The 22,856-nt window shown below is 60.0% G+C and carries 20 protein-coding genes; 16 read left to right on the top strand and 4 right to left on the bottom strand.

Features of this window, described 5'->3' with window-relative positions; translation table 11 throughout:
* The first annotated feature begins 126 nt into the window (after positions 1–126).
* Positions 127–1,752: a SpoIID/LytB domain-containing protein gene (locus tag Q0Y09_RS11210; protein WP_297721566.1), complete on the top strand. Its 1,626-nt coding sequence runs from the start codon at positions 127–129 to the stop codon at positions 1,750–1,752.
* Between the two features lie 28 nt (positions 1,753–1,780).
* Entirely contained in the window at positions 1,781–2,806 is a 1,026-nt protein-coding gene (gene queA, locus Q0Y09_RS11205) for a tRNA preQ1(34) S-adenosylmethionine ribosyltransferase-isomerase QueA (protein WP_297721562.1), read from the top strand.
* A 42-nt stretch (positions 2,807–2,848) separates the two neighbouring features.
* On the opposite strand, the gene spoVAE is transcribed toward queA, so the two are convergent.
* Both spoVAE and spoVAD read right to left on the bottom strand, forming a co-directional pair.
* The gene (gene spoVAE, locus Q0Y09_RS11200; protein WP_297721559.1) at positions 2,849–3,217 is read right to left on the bottom strand and encodes a stage V sporulation protein AE; all 369 of its coding nucleotides are present in this window, start codon (positions 3,215–3,217) and stop codon (positions 2,849–2,851) included.
* 4 nt (positions 3,218–3,221) lie between these two features.
* Entirely contained in the window at positions 3,222–4,241 is a 1,020-nt protein-coding gene (gene spoVAD, locus Q0Y09_RS11195) for a stage V sporulation protein AD (protein ID WP_297721557.1), read from the bottom strand.
* A gap of 153 nt (positions 4,242–4,394) precedes the next feature.
* On the opposite strand from spoVAD, the gene Q0Y09_RS11190 reads away from it, so the two are divergent.
* The 14 genes from Q0Y09_RS11190 (at position 4,395) to Q0Y09_RS11125 (ending at position 22,265) form a co-directional block, all read left to right on the top strand.
* Positions 4,395–5,015 (top strand): hypothetical protein, encoded by a 621-nt coding sequence (locus Q0Y09_RS11190; RefSeq protein ID WP_297721554.1) that lies wholly within the window; start codon positions 4,395–4,397, stop codon positions 5,013–5,015.
* Positions 5,016–5,018: 3 nt separating this feature from the next.
* Positions 5,019–5,774, top strand: coding sequence for an acyl-ACP thioesterase domain-containing protein (locus Q0Y09_RS11185; protein ID WP_297721551.1), 756 nt, complete (start codon positions 5,019–5,021; stop codon positions 5,772–5,774).
* A 62-nt stretch (positions 5,775–5,836) separates the two neighbouring features.
* Positions 5,837–7,312, top strand: a complete 1,476-nt coding sequence (guaB, locus tag Q0Y09_RS11180; RefSeq protein WP_297721548.1) for an IMP dehydrogenase — start codon at positions 5,837–5,839, stop codon at positions 7,310–7,312.
* A 77-nt stretch (positions 7,313–7,389) separates the two neighbouring features.
* Complete coding sequence (locus Q0Y09_RS11175) at positions 7,390–7,644, top strand: hypothetical protein (protein WP_297721545.1); 255 nt, start codon at positions 7,390–7,392, stop codon at positions 7,642–7,644.
* A 31-nt stretch (positions 7,645–7,675) separates the two neighbouring features.
* Positions 7,676–11,023: a PD-(D/E)XK nuclease family protein gene (locus tag Q0Y09_RS11170; RefSeq protein WP_297721542.1), complete on the top strand. Its 3,348-nt coding sequence runs from the start codon at positions 7,676–7,678 to the stop codon at positions 11,021–11,023.
* A 24-nt stretch (positions 11,024–11,047) separates the two neighbouring features.
* Positions 11,048–14,629, top strand: a complete 3,582-nt coding sequence (gene addA / locus Q0Y09_RS11165; RefSeq protein WP_297721540.1) for a helicase-exonuclease AddAB subunit AddA — start codon at positions 11,048–11,050, stop codon at positions 14,627–14,629.
* 140 nt (positions 14,630–14,769) lie between these two features.
* Complete coding sequence (gene rpmE / locus Q0Y09_RS11160) at positions 14,770–14,976, top strand: 50S ribosomal protein L31 (protein WP_033116474.1); 207 nt, start codon at positions 14,770–14,772, stop codon at positions 14,974–14,976.
* Between the two features lie 112 nt (positions 14,977–15,088).
* Positions 15,089–15,595 (top strand): flavin reductase family protein, encoded by a 507-nt coding sequence (locus Q0Y09_RS11155; protein WP_297721534.1) that lies wholly within the window; start codon positions 15,089–15,091, stop codon positions 15,593–15,595.
* Positions 15,596–15,617: 22 nt separating this feature from the next.
* Positions 15,618–16,877: a GTPase HflX gene (gene hflX, locus Q0Y09_RS11150; protein ID WP_297721531.1), complete on the top strand. Its 1,260-nt coding sequence runs from the start codon at positions 15,618–15,620 to the stop codon at positions 16,875–16,877.
* Positions 16,878–16,893: 16 nt separating this feature from the next.
* Positions 16,894–17,562 carry a YigZ family protein gene (locus Q0Y09_RS11145; protein ID WP_297721528.1) on the top strand — a complete coding sequence of 223 codons (669 nt, stop codon included), beginning with the start codon at positions 16,894–16,896 and terminating at the stop codon, positions 17,560–17,562.
* Between the two features lie 83 nt (positions 17,563–17,645).
* Positions 17,646–18,650 (top strand): deoxyguanosinetriphosphate triphosphohydrolase, encoded by a 1,005-nt coding sequence (locus tag Q0Y09_RS11140; RefSeq protein ID WP_297721525.1) that lies wholly within the window; start codon positions 17,646–17,648, stop codon positions 18,648–18,650.
* A gap of 59 nt (positions 18,651–18,709) precedes the next feature.
* A complete protein-coding gene (gene dnaG / locus Q0Y09_RS11135; protein WP_297721522.1) occupies positions 18,710–20,464 on the top strand; it encodes a DNA primase in 1,755 nt (584 codons plus the stop codon).
* Between the two features lie 100 nt (positions 20,465–20,564).
* Positions 20,565–21,788 carry an RNA polymerase sigma factor RpoD gene (gene rpoD / locus Q0Y09_RS11130; protein ID WP_297721670.1) on the top strand — a complete coding sequence of 408 codons (1,224 nt, stop codon included), beginning with the start codon at positions 20,565–20,567 and terminating at the stop codon, positions 21,786–21,788.
* Between the two features lie 12 nt (positions 21,789–21,800).
* Entirely contained in the window at positions 21,801–22,265 is a 465-nt protein-coding gene (locus Q0Y09_RS11125; RefSeq protein ID WP_297721519.1) for an NUDIX domain-containing protein, read from the top strand.
* Positions 22,266–22,439: 174 nt separating this feature from the next.
* Here the strand turns inward: Q0Y09_RS11125 and Q0Y09_RS11120 are convergent, their stop codons facing one another.
* A complete protein-coding gene (locus Q0Y09_RS11120; RefSeq protein ID WP_297721667.1) occupies positions 22,440–22,652 on the bottom strand; it encodes an HAD hydrolase-like protein in 213 nt (70 codons plus the stop codon).
* A 64-nt stretch (positions 22,653–22,716) separates the two neighbouring features.
* Positions 22,717–22,848: a hypothetical protein gene (locus tag Q0Y09_RS13280; protein ID WP_367184384.1), complete on the bottom strand. Its 132-nt coding sequence runs from the start codon at positions 22,846–22,848 to the stop codon at positions 22,717–22,719.
* Between the last annotated feature and the right edge of the window lie 8 nt (positions 22,849–22,856).

The raw sequence follows: 22,856 nt of genomic DNA, 5'->3' as shown, positions 1-22,856 counted from the left end.
GAGCCGTCCAAGCTGGGGGAAAGACAAAAGAGATGTGTATGGGTATTTTCGATAGTGTAGCACAATTCTTTTACAATGTAAACCGATAATTGACAGAAATGGAGCTTCCTCATGGGCAAACATACGATGCGACTGATAACCGCTCTCCTGACTGCCGCCCTTTTCCTTGGCTGCTCGGCGGCCTTTGCCGGGGCAGCCGGGATCAAAGAGACCCTGCGGGTAGGCCTCTTTTATGGCAGTACCGCTCTGCCCGGCGCCAACCTGGAAAACAGCGTGGGGAACGGCTACCGCTTCGGCTGGTACGACGACGGCCTGGCCTTCCACCAGGTGGGGAGCACGACGGAGACCCAGATCTCCATGGTGAAGACCCAGAATGTCACCTTCTCCGGGGGCAACTATGTGGATGGCGCCGGCGCGGTGACCGTGGGCTGCTACCACCTCCAGCTCCCCATGACCTATCCCACCTTTGAGGAGGCCCAATCCGCAGCGTCTGGGCTGACCAACGGATTCCCCGCCTGGATCGATGGAACCTATTATGTCCGGGTAGGCGCTTATCCCACCAAAGAGGCGGCCCTGGCGGCCCAGGCTGCCCTGGGGCTGACCGATGCAGCGGTGGCCGGGACCAGCGGCTATGCGGTCACAGTGGTGGTCACAAAAACGGGCCGCCCCATCTTCCAGTTCGACGGTGGTCAGAATGACTGCCTGGGTATCCAGCCCGGTCTGGATGACAGCGTAACGCCGGTGACCTGGTTCAAAGGATATCGCTATTACGGAGGCTTCCAGTACCGCCGAAACGGCGGCAATCTCACCGTCATCAACATCGTGGATCTGGAGGACTATATCAAGGGGGTCCTGCCCTACGAGATGAACAACGCCTGGCCCCTGGAGGCATTGAAGGCCCAGGCTGTGTGCGCCCGGACCTATGCGGCCACCATCTCCTCCAACCACGCCGGCAGCGGATTCGACGTGTGCAACAATACCCACTGTCAGATGTACCAGGGCCTGAACCAGGCCAATTCCAACACCGATCAGGCAGTTGAGGAGACCGCCGGGGAATTTGTCCGCTACCGTGGACAGCCGGCCGTCACCTACTACTCAGCCAGTGATGGAGGCGCTACGGAGGATGTGAGGAATATCTGGAATTCCACTGCCGATCTGCCCCACCTAAAGGGGGTCGTCGATCCCTATGAGGCCGACCTGGCAGACGGGATCTCCCAGTACAACTGGACGGTCACGGTCAGCAAGGCACAGGCCGCCGATAAGCTCCGGAGCAAGGGCTATAACTGCGGCGCCATCACAGATGCCTATGTGGCCGAGCTCAGCGAGACGGGAAACCCCAAGACCATCACTTTTGTGGACGCCAATGGGAAGAAATGGTCCTTCGGGCCGGAGACCATGCGCATCTGGTTCGGTCTGCGTTCCAACCGCTTCACCATCGGGGAGGGGGGTGGCAGCTATTATGTGAATGGTGCATCGGATGCCCTTACTTCAATCAGCGGAGCCTATGCAGTGAATGGAGACGGTGCGGTGAGCGCCATCACCGGCACGCCCTATGTGGCCACCGCTTCGGGAACTGACCGGCTGGGGGCTGCCACAACGGTCACTTCCACGGGGAGTACCATCACCTTTACCGGCTCAGGCTATGGCCACAATGTGGGGATGAGCCAGCAGGGCGCCCGCGCCATGGCTCTGCGGGGAATGGACTACATCGATATTCTGACCTTCTATTTCACCGATATCACGGTGGAGTGAGAGACCATAAGGAAAGCAGGAACTTGAATTGAAAACATCGGATTTTTATTATGATCTGCCCCAGGAGCTCATCGCCCAGACGCCGCTGGACCGGCGGGACGCTTCCCGGTTGATGGTGCTCCACAAAGAGACTGGAGCGGTGGAGCACAAGCACTTTTACGACCTGCCCAGTCTGCTGCGTCCGGGCGACTGCCTGGTGCTCAACGATTCCCGCGTGCTGCCCGCTCGCCTGCTGGGCCACCGGGAGCCCGGCGGTGGGGCGGCGGAGGTGCTGCTGCTCAACGACAAGGGAGACAAGACCTGGGAGTGCCTGGTCCGCCCGGGCAAGAAAATGAAGCCCGGGACCAAGCTGTCCTTTGGGGACGGGCTGCTGACGGCAGAGGTCACCGAGACCCTGGAGGGGGGTAATCGGTTGGTCCGCTTCAACTACGAGGGAATCTTTCTGGAGCTGCTGGAGCAGCTGGGCAAAATGCCGCTGCCACCCTATATCAAAGCGGAGCTCCAGGACCCGGAGCGATATCAGACGGTATACTCCCGTGAAGTGGGCTCGGCGGCGGCTCCCACCGCGGGACTCCACTTCACCAAGGATCTGCTGGAGCAGATCAAGGCGATGGGCGTCTCTCTGGCCTATGTGACCCTCCATGTGGGTCTGGGAACCTTCCGCCCTGTGAAGGAGGAGGAGATCACAGATCATGAGATGCACGCCGAATACTGCATGATCTCCAAGGAAACGGCGGAGACCATCAATGAGACCCGTCGGCGGGGCGGACGGGTGATCTGTGTGGGCACCACCTCCTGCCGGACCATTGAGTCCTGGGCCGCCGAAGACGGGACATTAAAGGAGTCCGCCGGCTGGACCAGCATCTATATCTATCCCGGTTACCGCTTCAAGGTCCTGGACGCCCTGGTCACCAACTTCCACCTGCCGGAGTCCACCCTGGTGATGCTGGTCTCCGCTCTGGCCGGACGGGAACATATCCTGGCAGCTTATGAGGAGGCTGTCCGGGAAAGGTATCGGTTCTTTTCCTTTGGCGACGCCATGTTCATCTGTTAAACAAGCAAAAGGTCCGGCGTACTGGGGTACGCCGGACCTTTTTTACCCTTTTGGCTTGGGCTTGAAGAGAAGCGCAACCACGCAGCCGAAAAAAATGGCGGCGGCGATTCCGCCGGCGGCGGCTGTGACGCCGCCGGTAAAGGCCCCCAGGAGACCGTCCTGAGCGACCGCTTCCTTCACCCCTTTTGCCAGCAGATACCCAAAGCCGGTCAGAGGGACAGTGGCTCCAGCGCCGCCAAAATCGACCACATGCTGATAGATCCCCAGTCCGCCCAGCACCACCCCAGATACCACATAGAGTACCAGGATCTTGGCGGGGGTGAGCTTCGTACGGTCGATGAGCACCTGTCCGATGAGGCAAAGGGTCCCGCCGCAGAGGAAGGCCCGGAGATAGGGCAAAATACCATCCATCCTATTATCCTCCTTTCCCGGTAGAAATGGCCACGGCGTGACAGATGCCTGGGATGCTCTCTCCCTGGAGAGAAGAAATGGGGGAGAGCAGAGCCCCGGTACCGCAGAAGAGGATCTTTTTCCAGCGCCCGGCCGCCATGCCCCGGAGCAGATAGCCGTTGAGGACGACGGCAGAGCAGCCGCAGCCGGAGCCGCCGCAGTGGACGTCCTGGGCGGGGAGGTCAAAGATCATCACGCCGCAGTCGTCGTAGTTGGGCAGTTCCACGCCGTCAGAGCGAAACAGGTCCAAAACGATGGACTTGCCCAGCTCGCCCAGATCCCCGGTGACGATAAGGTCATAGTCAGAGGGCCGCCGGCCAGTATCGGAGAAATGGGCGGCGAGCGTATCACAGGCGGCAGGGGCCATGGCAGCCCCCATGTTGTTGGCGTCCTTGATGCCCTTGTCTATCACCTTGCCGAGGGTAGCGTGGGTGATACAGGGTCCCGTTCCCTGACAAGTGAGGACACAGGCGCCGGCGCCGGTCACCGTCCACTGGGCAGTTGGTGTGCGTTGCCCGCCGTATTCCAGGGGGGTGCGGTATTGCCGCTCAGCCGAGCAGAAGTGGGAGGAGGCCACCGCTGCCGCCCGTTCACCGAAGCCCCCATCCAGGGCCATGGCGGCCAGTGCCAACCCTTCCGCCATAGTGGAGCAGGCGCCGTAGAGCCCCAGAAAGGAGACATCCTGCCCACGGGCGGCGAAGGAGGAGGCAATACATTGATTGAGCAGGTCACCGGCGAAGAGAAGGTCCAGGCCGGAGGGAGACTGCCCAGCCTTATCCAACGCTGTCTCAAGCGCCATACGCTGCATGGTGCTCTCCGCTTTTTCCCAGCTGGACTCCCCAAAGCTGTCATCCTGATTGATGAGATCAAAGGCGCCTGCGAGAGGTCCCTGTCCCTCTTTTTTCCCCACCACACTGGCGTAACCGGCGATGGTGGGGGGTGCGACAAAGGCCAGTGTCTGTTTTCCCAATTTTTTTGTACCCATCACGTCTCCTCCTGTCTGCGGGGATGGAACGAAACAGAACTAGTTTGAACAGTTTTCCGGAAAATATGAGGGCGCATTTTGGCGGTGCGACTGCTGGTCAAATGGAGGAAAATGCGATATAATAAAGTCACATATTTATCGTCAGGATGGAGAATGATCGCTATGATTGAAGAGCCGAAACGCACCGTCGCCTACCTCTGTCCAGAGTGCCGGCAGGCTGTGGTGGTTGAAAAAACTGTATTCTCTCTGGCGGCGGCCCCCGGAAAGATCCCCTGTCCCTGCGGGAAATCGGCACTAAAGACAGAGATGATCGGGGACCGGGTGAAGCTGACCGTGCCCTGTCTCTTCTGCGGACGGGAACACACTGTGACCTGCTCCACCCATGCTTTCCTCCATGAAAAGGCCTTGGCGTTTTCCTGTGCCGCCTCCGGTCTGGACTGCTGCTATGTAGGGGAGGAGGGGCCGGTTTTTGCCGCTATGGAGCGCTTGGAGGAGGCCGTGGACAAGCTGGAAGCGGCAGCCGGGGAGAAGGGCACATTTCTGGATGAGGTCATCATGCACGAGGTCCTCTCTGAGCTTCGGGATATCGCCCAGCGGGGCGGGGTCTCCTGCACCTGCGGCTCCAGGGAGTGGCGGCTCCAAGTGAACTTCAGCTCGGTAGACCTGATCTGCGGACACTGCGGCGCCGCCCTGCGTATCCCTGCGGCCACCGCAGACGATCTGGGCGATCTGTGCTGCAAGCAGACCCTGTGCATTAGGGGAAAGGGGGATTGAGCCATGATCCATGAGGCTTCCTTTCGGGTGGGCGCCCGGGATACCGACCTCTTTGGCCTGTGCCGCCCATCGGCCATGATGGACTTTCTTCAGGAGGCCGCCACCAGTGCTGCGGTGGCCCTTCATGTCTCCCGGGAGGAGATGCTCCACGGCCATGGCGTGTTCTGGATGCTTGCCCGGATCTGGTATCATTTGGATGTGCCTGTTTATTGGAATGAAGAGCTGACGGTTCAGACCTGGCACCGGGGCAGCAATCACGGCGTCTCCATGTATCGTGATTTCGATATCTTTCGGGATGGGACCCGCATCGGGGAAGGCGTGAGCCTGTGGGTTCTGGCCGACGCAGAGACCCGAAAGCTCCGCCGTGTGTCTGAGCTTTCGGAGTTTGTCAATACCTCCGGCGGGGATCGCTGCAAAAGCCATATGCTGCCCAAGCTGCGCATACCAATCACACTGAACGAGGCGGGAGAGCGGCAGCTCTGGTACAGCGACTGCGACGTAAACGGCCACGTCAACAATGTCCATTACGCCGATTACGCCTGCGATGCAGTCCATCTGGAGCAGGAGGGAAGCGGACATTTTATCTCCGAGGTCCAGATCGGTTATTTGAAGGAGTGCCGGGCGGGGGAGAGGCTTCTTCTCTCCGCAGGCCGCAAGGGAGATACTTTTTATGTTCAGGGAGACGGTGCGGAGGGAAAGGCCAGATTTGATGCGGCATTGACGATTTCCCCTCTTGACAACCTTCAGCCAGGGGCATAAAATATATCAAATATGTTTTTCACCACCAGGATGCAATGAAAACAAACGAAGGAGTGGAGTCCATGTTCCATACGGATGCCGCCAGTAAGTTCGTGCGGCAGGGTCTGACCTTTGACGATGTGCTGCTGATCCCCGCGGAGAGCAATATCCTGCCCGCAGACATCGACCTGCACACCCAGCTCACCAAAAAGATCCGCCTGAACATCCCTGTGATGAGTGCCGCCATGGATACAGTCACCGAGTATCGGATGGCCATTGCCATCGCCCGTGAGGGCGGTATCGGCATCATCCATAAGAACATGTCCATCGGCCAGCAGGCCGAGCAGGTGGATATGGTGAAGCGCAGTGAAAATGGCGTCATTACCAACCCCTTCTGGCTGGCTCCCGGTCACACTTTGGCTGAGGCTGACGAGCTCATGGCGAAATACCGCATTTCCGGTGTGCCCATCTGCGACCACGGTAAGCTCATCGGCATCATCACCAACCGGGACATGAAGTTTGAAGAGGACATGGACCAGCTGATTGACAACGTGATGACCAAGGACCATCTGGTCACCGCCAAAGAGGGCACCACCCTGGAGGAAGCCAAGCAGATCCTCCGCAAGCACAAGATTGAGAAGCTGCCCATTGTAGACGATGACTTCCATCTCAAGGGACTCATTACGATCAAGGACATTGAAAAGGCAGAGGTCTATCCCAATTCCGCCCGCGACGAGAAGGGCCGTCTGCTGGTGGGTGCTGCCATCGGTGCCACCTCCGACGTCATGGACCGGGTGACCGCCTTGGTGGAGGCCGGAGTCGATGTGCTGTGCCTGGACTCTGCCCACGGGCACTCTCACAACATCCTGGAGTGTGTCAAGCGTATCAAGGCCCTTTGCCCCGATGTACAGCTCATCGCTGGTAACGTGGCCACTGCGGAGGGTACTCGCGCCCTCATCGAAGCTGGCGCCGACTGCGTGAAGATCGGTATTGGCCCCGGTTCTATCTGCACCACCCGCGTGGTGGCCGGCATCGGCGTTCCCCAGATCACCGCTGTGTATGACGCCGCCTGTGTGGCCGCTGAATATGGCGTTCCTATCATTGCAGACGGCGGCATCAAGTACTCCGGCGACATCGTCAAGGCCATCGCGGCCGGCGGCAATGTAGTCATGCTCGGCTCGCTCTTGGCCGGCTGTGAGGAGTCCCCTGGGGACACCGAGGTTTATCAGGGACGTCAGTTTAAGGTCTATCGGGGCATGGGGTCCCTTGGCGCCATGGCAAAGGGTTCCAAGGACCGCTATTTCCAGGAGAACAACAAAAAGCTGGTCCCCGAGGGCGTAGAGGGCCGCGTTCCCTACAAGGGCGGCCTGAGCGAAACCATCTATCAGATGATGGGCGGACTGCGGGCCGGTATGGGCTACTGCGGATGTGCCACCATTGAGGATCTGCGCAGCAATGGCCAGTTTATCCAGATCACCAGCGCCGGTCTGAAGGAGAGCCATCCCCATGATATCTACATCACCAGGGAGGCCCCCAACTACACGGTCAATCCCCAGTAATACACTCCAAAAGGCCCGCGCCAGTGATGGACGCGGGCCTTTTTTCGTCAGGCCCAAAAGAGAAGGAGAGAGGACACATGGAGCGATATACCAGGCGTGAAGGAGAGGAATGGCTGGTGCCGATCGGCCTGGAACAGGCCGCACTGGCACGCCTCGCCTGTTTTGAGGACGCCTATCAGGCGCTGTGTATCAAAAAGGTGTGCCTGGAGGAACAGATGGCGCCCCTGCGGGCGGCAGGAAAACAAAAAAGCGCCCGGTTCCGGGAGCTTTTGGGGGAGAAACTGATGCTGCAACAGCTGTTTGTTTGGCTGGAAAGCCACGGCATCAAATGAGAGAGCACCATGTGAGGAAGGGGGGAGCCCAATGCTAAAGCTTCTTTTGGGACGGGCCGGAGCAGGAAAAACAGCTGCGATCCTGGAACGGGTCGCAGCTGCAAAAAAGGGACGGCACCTGATTATCGTTCCAGAGCAATCCTCCCACGAGATGGAGCGGCGGCTGTGTGCTGTGGCGGGAAACCGCGCCTGTCTTCACGCCGAAGTGCTCTCCTTTACCAGACTGGCCAGCCGAGTGTTGGCCAATGCCGGCGGTCTGGCCGCACCGGCATTGGACCCCGGAGGACGGGTCCTACTCATGTGTGCCGCGCGGAAGGCAGTCTCTACCGCGCTCACCATCTATGCCCGGCCCTCTCAGAAGCCCGCCTTCCTCTCCGGACTGCTGGCCACTCTGGACGAGTGCAAGCAGTACTGTGTTTCTCCGGAAGATCTCACGAGGGCGGGGGAGGAGCTTCCTGGTCAGGCGGGGGAGAAGCTCCGGGATCTGGGGCTGATCTTCGGCGCTTATGACGCTCTGACCGCCCGGGTGGCCGCAGACCCCAGAGACCGGCTCACCCGGCTGGCCGAGGGCCTGTCCGAGAGCAGCTGGGCACAGGGAAGCACTGTATACGTAGATGGCTTTACAGACTTTACACCGCAGCAAATTCAAGTCCTTCGGCAGCTGTGGAGACAGGCCGGATCGCTTACTGTGTCGCTCACCTGCGACGGGGGAGAGGAGCAGCAAGAAGCCGGGATCTTCGCCCCTGCGCGGCGGACCATAGCCCAGTTGACCAGAGCCGCCCGGACGGACCATATACCAGTAGAGACCGAGGTGCTGCGAGGCCGGAATCACTGTAAAGCAAAAGAGCTTTCCTATATTGAAGAACACTTGTTTTCCGAGACGTCTCATGCCTGGAAAGGGGAGACAGAGGGCGTCAAGCTGTTCACGGCGGTCTCCCCGCGCTCCGAGGTGGAATGGACCGCTGCGGAGATCCTGCGGCTGGTGCGGGAGGAAGGGCTTCGCTTTCGTGAGATCGGCGTTGTGGCCAGAGGGTTTGATGCGTATGCCCCGCTGATCGAGGAGGTTTTTGGACGCTATGGAATCCCCGTCTTTCTGGACAGCGTGACTGACGTCCTGCAAAAGCCGGTCTTTGCGGTGGTCATGGGTGCGTTGGATGTGGTTGCAGGGGGGTACGACAGGGAGGATTTGTTCCGCTACCTGAAGACCGGTCTTACCGGCATTTCCCGTTCAGATTGTGACCTTCTGGAAAATTACGCCTTGAAGTGGGACCTGAAAGGGAGTCGATGGACGACATCTGCGCCCTGGACCATGCATCCCAGAGGTTACGGGTTCCCCATGACGGAGGGGGACCAGGCCCTTTTGGACCATCTTGATGCAGTGCGGCGGCAGCTGGTGGAGCCGTTGGAGCAACTCCACTCAAATACCAACGAAACTGGAGAGGGACAAGCGATTTCCCTTTACAAATTTTTGGAGTCCATCCAGCTGCCGCAGCGGTTGGAGGAGCGGGCCCAGGCCCTTCGGGCGCGGGGGGAGCTCAAACGGGCGGAGGAGTACAGCCAGCTGTGGGAGATCCTCTGCGGCGGCTTGGAGCAGTGTGCCGCCATCCTGGGGCATACCCCCCTGGGAATGGAGGAGTTTGCCCAGTTGTTCAAATTGGTGCTCGCACAGTATGACGTGGGCGCCATCCCCGTCTCCCTGGACCGGGCGACTGCCGGTGATGCCGCACGGCTGGGGGATCGCCGCTGCGCTGCCCTTTTCTTTCTGGGGGCTGATGACGGCGCTCTGCCGCAGGTGACGCCGGCCCCCGGACTCTTCACGGATGACGATAGAAGTCTCCTCGCCTCTATGGGCCTGGAGCTCTCCCCACAGCTCACCGACAAGCTGGACCGTGAAATGACCATCGTCTATGCCGCCTGCGCGCGCCCCGACTGCCACTTGACGGTGAGCTGGGCGGCCCTTGGCCCACAAGGCGAAGAGCGTAGTCCCTCCTTCCTGTGGGAGCGCCTGCGCCGTCTCTTTCCAGATGTAGTGCCTGTGCGGGAGAAGGGCCTAGCGGAGGACTTCCGCCTGGCGGCGCCCCGGGCCGCGCTGGAAATGGCGGGAGCCCATCCCGAGGTGCTGCGTATCCTCAGGCAGCAGGATGTACTGGCGTCCTTGGCAGAGCGCCTGGAGCGTGGAATGTCTCTGGAACGGGGAAGGCTTTGTCCGGACTCCGTGGCCAGACTTTATGGGCAGAGAGTCCCCATGTCCGCCTCCCGGATGGACAAGTACCGCTCCTGCCACTTTTCCTATTTCATGCAGTTTGGGCTGAAGGCCAGGCCCCGACAGGCCGCTGGATTCCAGGCGCCGGAGTACGGCACCTTCGTCCACTATGTCCTGGAACACATTCTTAAGGATACTGCCTGGAAAGTGGAGGAGGGCAGTGGCGGGTGGACCTGGGACAGAACCATCGTACGTCAGCAGATCCATACCATTATGGAGACCTACATCGCCCAGGAGCTCGGGGGACTGGAGAATAAAACGCCCCGCTTTATCTATCTCTTTCACAGGCTCAGCCGTCCGGTGACCCAAGTAGTGGAAAACGTACTGGAGGAGCTCTCCGTCTCTCAATTTCAGCCCATTTCCTTTGAGCTGGGCTTCGGCGACCGGGGAGACCTGCCCCCTGTGGAGCTTACCGCAGCTGGGATCACCGTCAGCGTCTCCGGCTTTGTGGACCGCGTGGATGGCTGGGTCCACGATGGTCGGCTCTATCTCCGGGTGGTCGACTACAAAACAGGCCGGAAATCCTTTGATCTCACCGAGGTCTGGAATGGTCTGGGCCTTCAAATGCTCCTCTACCTCTTCACACTGGAAGAGAAAGGAGAATCGCTTTACAATTATGCCATCACACCGGCGGGCGTGCTCTACCTGCCGGCCAGGGCAGCGGTTGCCAAGGGGAGCCGCATCATGACGGAGGAGGAGCGACGGAAACAGACTGACGCCGAACTGCGGCGTCACGGCCTGCTGCTGGACGATCCAGATGTACTGGAGGCCATGGAAGCCATGGGCGAGCATGGCCCGCGTTTTCTACCTGTAAAGGTCTCCAGCCGTACAGGTGCGATTACCGGTGAAGCTCTGGTGACCGCCGAGCGTTTGGGCAGGCTGAAAACGCACATCCAGCGCATCCTGATGGAGATCGCCGGAGAACTCTCATCAGGGGTCATTGATGCTGATCCATACTGGCGCGGACCGGAAAAGAATGCCTGCCTCTACTGCGACTATGCAGCCGCCTGCCACTTTGAGGATGGAAACGGGAATGACAGGCGAAGATACTTTCCATCTATTGATGGCGAACACTTTTGGGATTTTATAGAGCAGGAGGACGGCCATGACGATTGAGCGAATGGGAACGGGGGTGGTTTTGTGGGTTTTCCGCTGACAGAGGAGCAGCGTGCGGTGGTAGAGGACCGGGGCGGTGGGCTGCTGGTCGCTGCCGCCGCCGGTTCCGGCAAGACCAGGGTGCTGGTAGAGCGTCTTCTCCGCCGGGTCCAGGCTGAGGGGGCAGACATAGACCGTTTCCTGGTCATCACCTACACCAAGGCGGCGGCGGCAGAGCTGCGGGGCCGCATTGCCCAGGAGATCTCCGCCCGCATAGCGGAAAATCCGGAGGACCGGCACCTGCGGCGACAGGCCATGCTGCTCTATAAGACCCAGATCTCCACCATCCATGCGTTCTGCGCCCAGCTCCTGCGGGAGCACGGCCATCTGCTGGATCTGGAAGCCGATCTGCGGCTGTGTGACGAGAGCGAGGCCGGCGCTCTGATGCTCCTGGCCATGGACCAGGTACTGGAGGCGCGGTATGAGACCATTTCCGATGGGAGCGGTTTTGCCTGCCTGCTGGATACCATGTCCGCCGGGCGGGATGACAGCCGTCTGGTGGAGATCGCCCTGGACATCTACAACAAGGTCCAAAGCCACCCAGACCCCCACGCCTGGCTGGAAATACAGGGCCGTGCTTTCGACCTGACGGATATTTCTGACGCTGGGGAGACCGTCTGGGGACGACTGCTGCTGGAGCAGGCCCAGGAGCAGGTCGGCTATTGGCGGGTCAGGATGACGGAGGCCCTTGCGCTGTGTGAGGTCGATGAAAAGCTCAGTCGGAGCTATGCCCCCAGTCTCGCCACGAGTCTGGCCGACCTGGAGGCGTTTGAAACTGCTCTGGGCCAGGGCTGGGACCAGGCGGCGGCAAAGGCTGCCGTCTCTTTCCCGCGTATGGGGGCAGTGCGGAGCTGTGAGGACCCCGCTGCTCAGGAGCGGATCAAGGCCATTCGGGATGCCTGCAAGAAACGGATCGGGAAACTCTCAGAGCGATTCGCCGACGGCAGCGGGCAGCTGTTGGAGGATCTGAGGTCGGTGGCTCCGGCGGTCCAGGTCCTCTTTGCTCTTGTGGAGGATTTTTCGGATGCTTACACCGCGCTCAAGCGCCGCCGGCGGCTCCTGGATTTCTCTGACCTGGAGCATCTGGCCATCCGGCTTTTGCGGGAAGCGGACGGTTCGGCCACCGAGCTGGCCGGACTGGTGGCCAGCCGGTACATTGAGGTGATGGTGGACGAGTACCAGGACACCAACGAGGCGCAAAACGCCATTTTTGACGCCATTTCCGGGAATGGACGGAAGCTCTTTATGGTGGGCGATGTAAAGCAGTCCATTTATCGGTTCCGTCTGGCCGACCCCACCATCTTCCTGGGGAAATATCGCGCCTTCAAGCCCCGTGAACAGGCGGGAGAGGGGGAGGACCGCCGCATCCTTCTGACAAGGAACTTTCGCTCCCGGCCCCAGGTATTGGAGGGGACCAACTTCCTCTTCCGCAACATCATGTCGGTCTCCTTCGGAGAGATGGACTACACGGCGGACGAAGCCCTCTATCCGGGCGCAGAATTCCCCGGTCAGGCGGAGGACTACGCTGTGGAGCTGGATGCCCTGGACCTCTCTGGAGTGGAAACAGACGGTACAGAAGAAAAGACACCCCGGGATCTGCTGGAGGCCCGCTTTACGGCCCGGCGTATCCGTGCTCTGCTGGACAGCGGTTTCCCAGTGTCTGACGGCAAAGGAGGGACGCGCCCCCTGGAGCAGGGTGATGTGGTGATCCTGCTCCGTTCCCCCGGAACTGTTCTGCGCCACTATGCAAAGGCCCTGGGCGAACAGGGGCTGGCCTGGGAGGCGGAGGGCGGAGAGGACTTCCTCGCCTCCACTGAGGTGTCAGTGGCCCTCTCCTGCCTGCGGGTCATCGATAACCCCCGACAGGATGTCCCGCTCATTTCCGTGCTCCGCTCCCCAGTGTGGGGTTTTTCGGCAGACCGGCTCTCTCAGATCCGCTCCGCCGCTTCGGACACTGATTTCTATGACGCGCTCCTGGCTGACAACGGCGCTGACGTCAGGGAGTTTCTGGATGAACTGGACCGATTGAGGGACCTGGCCTGTGACATGAGCTGTCACCAGCTCCTGTGGGAGGTCTATGACCGCTTTGCACTCCTTGGTATTTTTGATGCCCGGGGTGACGGAGAGACCAGGCGGCGGAATCTGCTGGCCCTGACAGAGTGTGCCAGGCAGTTTGAGTCCGCAGGGCACAAGGGCCTCTATGGCTTCCTCTCCTATCTGGACCGGGTCCTGGATGCCGGCGGACGGCTGTCCTCGCCCAGTCCGGCCGGGGAGGGGAGCGGCGTGCGCATTCTGAGCATCCACCGCTCCAAGGGACTGGAGTTCCCGGTGGTATTTCTGTGCGGGCTGGCCCGGCGGCTCAACCGGGAGGATATGCAAAAGCCCATGCTCTTTCATCCCAGGCTGGGGGTGGGGCCCAAAGGACTTGACCCGGAGAAGATGGTGGAGTACACTACTCTGGCCCGACAGGCGGTTGCCGCCCAGCTGGAACGGGAAATGATGGCGGAGGAGCTGCGACTGCTCTATGTAGCCATGACCCGAGCTAAGGAGAAGCTGATCCTCACCTGTGCCCTGACCGGCGGAGCCAGAGACCTGCGCAGACTGGCAGAGGACGCCGCCTGTCCGGTAGACCCCCAGGCCCTTCTTGGGACCCAGTCGGCGGCCCAGTGGCTCCTGCTTTCGGTGCTGGCCCGTCCCGATGCCGGTGCGCTCCGGCGGGCCATGGAACGGGATCTCCCTGTGACCACAGCCGACTGCGGTCCAGGCTGGGATATCCGCTGGGTAGACGGCAGCGACCTGGGCGCCGTGCCGGTATACAGACGGCTAGTACCGGCAGATGGAGAACCAGAGACAGCCGAGCAAGACCTGGAGGCCCTGACCCAATGCCTGACCTGGCGCTACCCCCATCAGGAGGACACGCTCATCCCCTCCAAGCTGACCGCAACCCAGCTCAAGGGCAGACATCTGGATCAGGAAGCGGCGGAGGCTGCCCCCCAGCCGCAGCGGCCCATCCTGTTTCCAAGACCACGCTTTGCAGCAGCAGAATTGGGATTGACGCCGGCTCAGAAGGGGACTGCCATCCATCTGGTGATGGAATTCATTGATTTTACAAAATGCACCACCCGCCACGGCGTGACCGAGGAGATCCGACGCCTGGTCCTGGAGCAGGTCATCACCCAGCAGCAGGGGGAAGCCGCAGATCCCGTTCGCATTGCGGCCCTCTTTTCCTCGCCCTTGGGCCGGGAACTTCTTGCTTCGGATACCCTTCAGCGGGAATTCAAGTTCTCCATCCTGGTTCCTGCCCGTGACTACTATCCTCAGGCAGGAGAGAGGGAGGAGGTACTTTTCCAAGGTGTAGTGGACTGCTGGTTTGAGACTTTGGAGGGCATCACCGTGGTGGACTTCAAAACCGACCGGATCGGGGAGGAGGAGCTTCAGGCCCGTTCGGAGTCCTACCGTCCGCAGCTTACGGCGTACAGCCGCGCGCTGGAGGAGATCACCGGCCGGAAAGTAGTCCGAAAGGTGCTGTGGTTTTTCCAACTGGACCGCGCCGTGGAGCTATTATAGAGGCGCAAGAAAAAAGTACAGGGAAAAATTGAAAAAACAGTTGCATTCTGTCCTGCACTGTGCTATTATATTCTAGCGTTTGTAAGGCGTGGAGGTTTGCTGCGCCGTCTCATCCGGAACGAGAAAGAGGTGAAACAGCAATGAAGGAAGGTATTCATCCCAATTATCAGCAGACCACGATCAAGTGTGCCTGTGGTAATGTGATCGAGACCGGCTCTACCAAAAAGGACATCCGCGTGGAAGTTTGCTCCAAGTGTCACCCCTTTTTCACCGGCAAGCAGAAGATGGTGGATACGGGTGGTCGCGTGAGCCGCTTCAACAAGAAGTTCGGTTTGGACCAGAAGTAAGCGATCGTCTCATGAGGCCCGCGTCGGTTTCGGCGCGGGTCTTTTCGCATATACTGCTTTCAGACAGAGCCATTTTCAGACAGAGCCATACTGTAACTAGGAGGGCGCCGATATGCTGGAAAAATGTGATGTGAAAGGTCTGGATCAGAACGTATTCTCCCTGATTGGCGAGCAGTGGATGCTCATTACCGCCGGAACAGGGGAGCGCTGCAACACGATGACCGCCAGTTGGGGCGGCCTGGGCGTGCTCTGGGGAAGTGATGTGGCCACCTGCTACATCCGTCCACAGCGATATACCTATGAATTTGTAGAGAAAAGCGATTTCTTTACCCTCTCCTTTTTCGGCCCTGAGTACCGGCGGGCGCTGGCGCTCTGCGGTGCCAAGAGTGGCCGGGAGGTAGATAAGGTAAAGGAGTGCGGCTTTACGGTCTGTACCGGTGAGGGCGGCGCGCCTTACTTTGCTGAGGCGGAGCTGGTCCTGGTGTGCCGGAAGGCGTACTGGCAGGACATGGATCCCGCCCACTTCCTGGACCCGGAGACGGACTCCAAATGGTACCCTGAAAAGGACTACCACAGAATGTATATCGGCAAGATCGTGGAGGCATATCGAAAGAAATGAGGGACACAGTCCCGGAGGTGCTATGACTGACCATACCGAAAAGAAGATCGACCGGGCAGTACTGGTGGGTCTCAATGCCGGCTGTCTGAGCCGGGAGGAGAACGCCAGCGATTCGTCCATGGAGGAGCTCTCTGCCCTCCTGGAGACTGCGGGCGGCGTCTGCGTGGGCACCGTGCTGCAAAACAAGGACACCCCGGACTCCCGCACCTTTATCGGAGAGGGCAAGGTGGCTGAGGTAAAGGAGCTGGTCCAGGGAATGGGCGCCACCATGGTCATTTTTGACAACGCGCTCTCTCCCTCCCAGCAGCGGGTCCTCTCCGATGAGCTGGGCGTGTCCGTGCTGGACCGCTCCGCCCTGATTCTGGACATTTTCGCCCAGCGGGCCAGGACCAAGGAGGGCCGGCTCCAAGTGGAGCTGGCCCAGTACCAATATCTGCTGCCCCGGCTGTTGGGCATGTGGACCCACCTGGAGCGGCAGGAGGGCGCCATCGGTACCCGCGGTCCCGGTGAGACCCAGCTGGAGACCGACCGCCGGCACATCCACCGGAAGATCCAGAAGCTGCGGGAGGATCTGGAGCAGGTGCGTCGGGTGCGGGCCACTCAACGCTCCCGTCGGGAGAAGAACGAAGTCCCGGTGGTCGCCATCGTGGGCTACACCAACGCCGGGAAATCCACGCTGCTCAACGCCCTCACCGGTGCGGACATTCCCGCCAATGACCGTCTCTTCGACACCCTGGACACGACGACACGGACCCTGGAGATCTCAGACACCTGCACCGTGCTCATCTCGGATACGGTCGGTTTTATCTCTAAGCTGCCCCACCACCTGGTGGAGGCTTTCAAGGCCACCCTGGAGGAGCTCTCCTTTGCCGATTTGCTCCTCCATGTCATTGATTCCTCCAATCCGGAGTGGCGGGAACAGGCGGCGGTGGTGGAGTCCCTCATCCATGAGCTGGGAGCCTCGGAGACGCCCAGGATCGATGTGTTCAACAAGTGTGACCGCTATCACGGCGATATCCTGCCCCATGGGGAGGACATCGTCACCGTTTCCGCCAGGACGGGGGAAGGGCTGGACCGGCTTCGGAGCATGATCGGTGACCGGCTGGATGCCGGCGCCCACCGGGTGACCCTCTCCCTGCCTTACGACAAAGGCGGACTGCTGGATGTCCTGTACCAGGAAGCCAAGGTGGAGTCGGTGGAGTACGGCGAGACCATTCTGGTGACCGCAGTATGCACGTCCAGGCTGCTGGGACAGATGGAAGAATATCTTCTGGATCGCTGAGAAATGAGGGCCAGCTATGACGGAATATTCGGCATATTATATCCCGACGGAGCATTCCGAAACAGAATTGGTAGAAAAACGCTCCCGGTTTATCGGCCAGGTGTGGCAGGTGGAGAGCGAGACGGAGGCCCGGGCCAGGATCGAGGAGACAAAAAAGAAACACTATGACGCCCGGCACAACTGCTGGTGCTACCGGCTCAAAGACGGCACAGAACGCTATTCCGACGATGGGGAGCCCCAGGGCACAGCCGGACAGCCCATGCTCAACGTCTTTCAGCGGGAGGGCGTGGTGGATGTGGTCTGTGTCGTGACCCGGTATTTCGGCGGTGTGCTGCTGGGGGCCGGCGGGCTGGTCCGCGCCTATACTCAGAGCGCCAAGGATGCGCTGGATGCCGCCGGCATCTCGGTGGTCCGCCGATGGTCCCAGGTTGAGCTGCGCTTCCCTTACCACCTTCTGGAACGGATCAAGCTGGAGGCAGAGGAGGCCGGCGGTGTGTTGGGCGAGATCGACTACGCCGCCGATGTGGGACTCGCACTTCTTCTGCCCGAGGGAAAAGAGGATGCCTTTGCCGCCCGGGTGGTGGAACTCACCGCCGGAGGGGTCTCGCCTGCGGTCAATGGGCATACCTTCCGGGCGGCGCCATTGACCGCACGGGGGGAGCCCCCCTCCGAAGCGCGCAGATAGGCCGAAAAATTTTTCGTGCAGGCAGGATTTTTTATCGTCAGCGGCGTATAACACTTCAGACCTGATTGGGGAGGTGAGATGCCTTGACGGAACGGGAACGCCGGGAAGCGCAGGAGCGGCGCTTTCTCTCGCCCTACGCCTGTCTGGCAGAGGACTCCAGAGGGCGGGCGCGGCCTGTGGAGCCCTGCCCGGTACGGACCTGCTTTCAGCGCGATATTGACCGGATCATCCACTCCAAGGCTTTTCGGAGACTGATGCACAAGACCCAGGTCTTTTTGCAGCCAGAAGGAGACCACTACCGCACCCGTATGACCCACACCATTGAGGTGGTCCGGATCGCCCGGACCATCGCCCGGGGGCTCCAGCTCAACGAAGACCTCACCGAGGCTGCCGCCTATGGCCACGACCTGGGACATACGCCCTTCGGCCATGCTGGGGAACGGGTCCTCAATGAGATCATGCCCGGCGGCTTTGAGCACAACGTCCAGTCACTGCGGGTGGTGGACCGGCTGGAAAAGGACGGAGAGGGCTTGAACCTCACCTATGAGGTGCGCCGCGGTATCCTGTGTCACACCGGAGCCGAAACCGCCGAGACGCTGGAGGGCCAGCTGCTGCGCCTGGCAGACAAAATCGCTTACATCAACGCCGATATTGACGACGCCATGCGAGGGGGGATCATCTATCCTATGGACATTCCCCTGGAGATCTCCAATGTGCTGGGCTTTACCCACTCCGAGCGCATCGATACACTCACCACCGACATCATCCGGGAGAGCGCCGACACCGGGGCCCTGCGGCAGTCAGATGCCTGTCGGGAGGCCATGCGCGACCTGCGGGAATTTATGTTTGAGCATGTCTACCGCAATCCTGTGGCCAAGGGAGAGGAGTCCAAGGCCCAGGATATGCTTCTGAGGCTTTTTGAATATTACTGCCATGACCCGGACATGCTTCCTCCGGAGTTTCAGGACATCCGGGAGCGGGAAGGTGTGGAGCGGGCGGTGTGCGACTACATTGCCGGTATGACGGACAAATATGCCGTGGAAAAGTTTTCGGCGGCCTTTATTCCGATGTCCTGGGGGGTAAAGTGACCGCTGTACGGTATGAATCAGCCGAATGGCGGCAAAAATAGGCTGAAAGGGGGAAAAATATGGCCATCCCTGCACAATTCATCGATGAATTGATCGCGCGGTGCGACATCGCGGATGTGGTGGCCGACTATGTCCCTCTGAGCAGAAAGGGCGGCAGCCTGTGGGGCTGCTGTCCTTTCCACAGCGAGCGGACCCCCTCTTTCCATGTGGTGCCGGAGCGGCAGATGTATAAGTGCTTCGGCTGCGGCAAGGGGGGCGGCGTAATCAATTTTATCATGGAGATAGAAAATCTCTCTTATCCGGACGCCGTTCGGTTTCTGGCCAAGCGGGCAGGACTGACCGTGCCGGAGGAGCAGGGGGACGGCCGCTTCCGAAGGAAGCGGGAACGGCTCCTGGCCCTCAACAGGGAGGCAGCCCGGTACTTCCACAGCGTCTTGCGCAGTCCCGCCGGACAGGCCGGGGTGGAATACCTGTTCGGTAAGCGAAGGCTCTCCAAATCAACTGTGACCCGGTTCGGGCTGGGTATGTCGCCGGAGGGCTGGGACAATCTCCTTACCACCATGACTGCTATGGGCTTTGAAAAGAGCGAGCTGCTGGAGGCCGGACTGGTGGTCAACAACAAGGAAGGCCGGATGTATGACCGGTTCCGCAACCGGGTCATGTTCCCCATCATTGATCTGCGTGGGGATGTAATCGGCTTCGGCGGCCGGGTCTTGGACGATTCCACGCCCAAATACCTCAACTCACCGGATACGCCGGTATTCAATAAGGGCCGAAACCTCTTTGCCCTGAACATCGCGAAAAAGAGTCGTCTGGGCCGCATCATCCTCACGGAGGGCTACATGGATACGCTCTCCCTCCATCAGGCCGGGTTCGACTGTGCCGTGGCCTCGCTGGGCACGGCTCTGACGGGAGACCACGCCCAGCTCCTCGCCCGGTACACCAAAGAGGTCGTGATCGCCTACGATGGCGACGGCGCCGGCGTCTCCGCGGCCCAGCGGGCCATCGGACTGCTGGAGAAAACGGGGATGAAGGTACGGGTCCTGCGGATGAAGGGGGCAAAAGACCCCGATGAATTTATCAAAACATATGGACCGGAAGCATTTGCCAAGCTGCTGGATCAGAGTGAGAACCACATCGAATATCGCATCGATCAGGTAAAAGGGAAGTACGATCTGACAGACGACGCTCAACGGGTGGAATTTCTGAAGGAGTCCGTCCCCATACTGGCCCAACTGCCAAGTCCGGCGGAGCGGGAGATCTATGGTGCCCGGTGCGCCGAGATGGCCGGCGTCTCTGCCGAGGTGGTGGCCCAAGAGGTCAAACGGGAGCGTTCCCGCCGGAGCTGGAAGGAAAAAAAGCAGCAGGAACGGCGTGACCTGACCCCAGCTGTCCAGCGCCAGCCGAAGGAACGGGCGCTACGCTATGACAACCTCCATTCTGCCGGGGCAGAGGAGGGCGTCCTGAGACTGGTGATGCTGGACCCAGAGCTCTTTGGAGGCGCGGCCCTGCTGGAACCGGAGGATTTTTCCTCTCCGCTGCTGGGAAGAGTCTTCGGGCTGCTGCGGGCACGATGGACCAATGGACTCACAGTCAGCCTGAACGCGCTGTCCGGCGAGCTGGAGAGCGCTGAGATGAACCACCTGAGCGGGATACTTACAAAACCGGAATCTCTCCAGAATGGCGATCAGGCCATGAGGGATTACATAGAGATCATAAAGACAGAAGCGGAAAAACGCCGGCTGGAAGGTGCGTCAGACGAACTGCTGGCCATACAGAAAAAGATGCTGGAGAAAAAAGCATATGGAGGATGAATCCATGAGTGGAAAGAGAATACTGGATATGCCTGCGGAGCCCATCAAGAAGGGACAGGCCACCAGCGAAGAAAAGATTGAGGCCGGCAAGATCGAGCTCATGAAGGTCGTTGAGGGCGTCCAGGGCGCAGAAAAGCTGGCGGAGCTGCTGGACAAGGGCAAGAAGAAGGGGAAGCTGTCCTCCAGCGAACTCATGGACGTCCTGGAAGAGATGGATTTGGAGAGCGAGCAGCTGGACAAGATCTACGACGCCATGGAGAATATGGGCATTGACACTGCCGGTGAGGACTACCTTCCCGAGCTGGTGGACGAGGTCCCCACGCTGGAAGAAATTGAGGAGATCCCGGAAGAGGAGATCGTGGACACCAACGCTCTGGTGGACTCCTTTGGCATTGACGACCCGGTGCGCATGTACCTCAAGGAGATCGGCAAAGTGAATCTGCTCTCGCCCGACGAGGAGGTCCGTCTTGCTCAGGATATGGGAGCGGGCGACGCTGCCAAGGAGCGCATGGCGGAGGTCGAGAGCGCCAGGGCCCGTGGGGAGGAGGTTACCCTTACCCCGGAGGAAGAGAAAGAGCTCAAGCGGGCCGTCAAGCGGGGAGAAGCCGCCAAGCAGCGCCTTGCCGAGGCCAACCTCCGCCTGGTGGTCTCCATCGCCAAACGCTATGTGGGACGTGGAATGCTCTTCCTGGACCTGATCCAGGAGGGCAATCTGGGCCTTATCAAGGCTGTGGAGAAGTTTGACTATACCAAGGGCTATAAGTTCTCCACCTATGCCACCTGGTGGATCCGTCAGGCCATCACCCGCGCCATTGCCGATCAGGCCCGCACCATCCGCATCCCCGTCCATATGGTGGAGACCATCAACAAGGTCATCCGGGTTTCCCGGCAGCTTCTTCAGGAGCTGGGTCACGATCCCAGCCCCGAAGAGATCTCCGAGGAGATGAATATGCCGGTGGACAAGGTGCGGGAGATCCTGAAGATCGCCCAGGAGCCCGTGAGCCTGGAGACCCCCATCGGCGAGGAAGAGGACTCCCACCTGGGAGACTTCATCCCAGACGAGGATGCCTCCGAGCCCTCTGAGGCCGCCAGCTACACCCTCCTCAAGGAGCAGCTCATCGACGTACTGGATACCCTCACCCCCCGGGAGGAGAAGGTGCTCAAGCTGCGCTTCGGCCTGGAGGATGGCCGGACCCGCACTCTGGAAGAGGTGGGCAAGGAGTTCAACGTCACCCGTGAACGTATCCGCCAGATTGAGGCCAAGGCCCTGCGGAAGCTCCGCCATCCCAGCCGGAGCAAAAAGCTCAAGGACTTCCTGAACTGAGGGTGAAGCAATATGGAGATCCGTTTTTACGAGCAGGCCCTGGACAGCGACCTGAAATATGCTGTGATCTGTGCCAGAGCGGGGGAGCGGTGGCTCCTTTGCCGCCACAGGGCACGGGAGACCTGGGAGCTGCCCGGCGGACACCGGGAGCCGGGGGAGGACATTCATGCCACCGCCCAGCGGGAGCTCCGTGAGGAGACCGGTGTGACCGAGTGCCAGCTGGAGCCGGTGGCGGCCTATGGCGTATTTGAGGAAGGGGAGGACCCCTCCTTTGGCGCCCTCTTCTTTGCCGATGTGTGGGAGATGGCCGCCCTTCCGGCAGAAAGCGAGATGGCCGAGTGCCGACTGATGGAGTCTCTTCCGGAGGCGCTGACCTACCCGGAGATCCAACCGACCCTGTTTGAGCAGGTCCGGCAGTGGCTGGAGGAGGGAAATTTCCGCTCTGTCCAGGAAGATATTTTTGAACTGATGATGTGAGATCTGTTCATCGTTTGTTTACAGCTTGTTTATGATTTGTCCATGCATGCTCAGGAGGAAAATGCTAGAATAAAACCGTGGTCAGGAGACCACAACCCAAACCTCCTCCTCTCTCTCAAAGAAAATGCGGACCCGTAACATACGGGTCCGCGTTTTTTCGTATTGGGGCGATATTTATTTTTCCAGGAGCGCAAATAGCGCCTGCGGCGTATCGGCAATGGCCGATGCTCCGTGCGACAAAAGGAACTCGCGGCTGCGAAAGCCCCAGGATACGGAAAGGCAGGGAAGACCGGCATTGGCCGCCGTCTGGATATCCACATCGGAATCCCCCACATAGACGCATTGTGCTGCCGGGACGCCCAATTCGGACAGGCAGAGGTCGACCAGGTCTGAACTGCCCCAGATTATGCGGACAGCACAAAAAAGAGCCCCTGGTAGGAAATATTGAGTTTTAAGTGGAGAGGCGTCGCGCCAGCGGCGCCTCTCCGGTTTTTAACTGGATTCGCTCATCGTTGAAAATACAGATATAGCGGTCAATCATTTCCTTTGCTTCGGAGAAGGTTTCCGGTTTGTGACGGTAAATACAGTCTG

The sequence above is a fragment of the Intestinimonas sp. genome, assembly GCF_026169115.1.
In the GTDB taxonomy this organism is placed as follows: Bacteria; Bacillota; Clostridia; order Oscillospirales; family Oscillospiraceae; genus Intestinimonas.
This window is presented reverse-complemented; position numbering and strand designations above follow the sequence as displayed.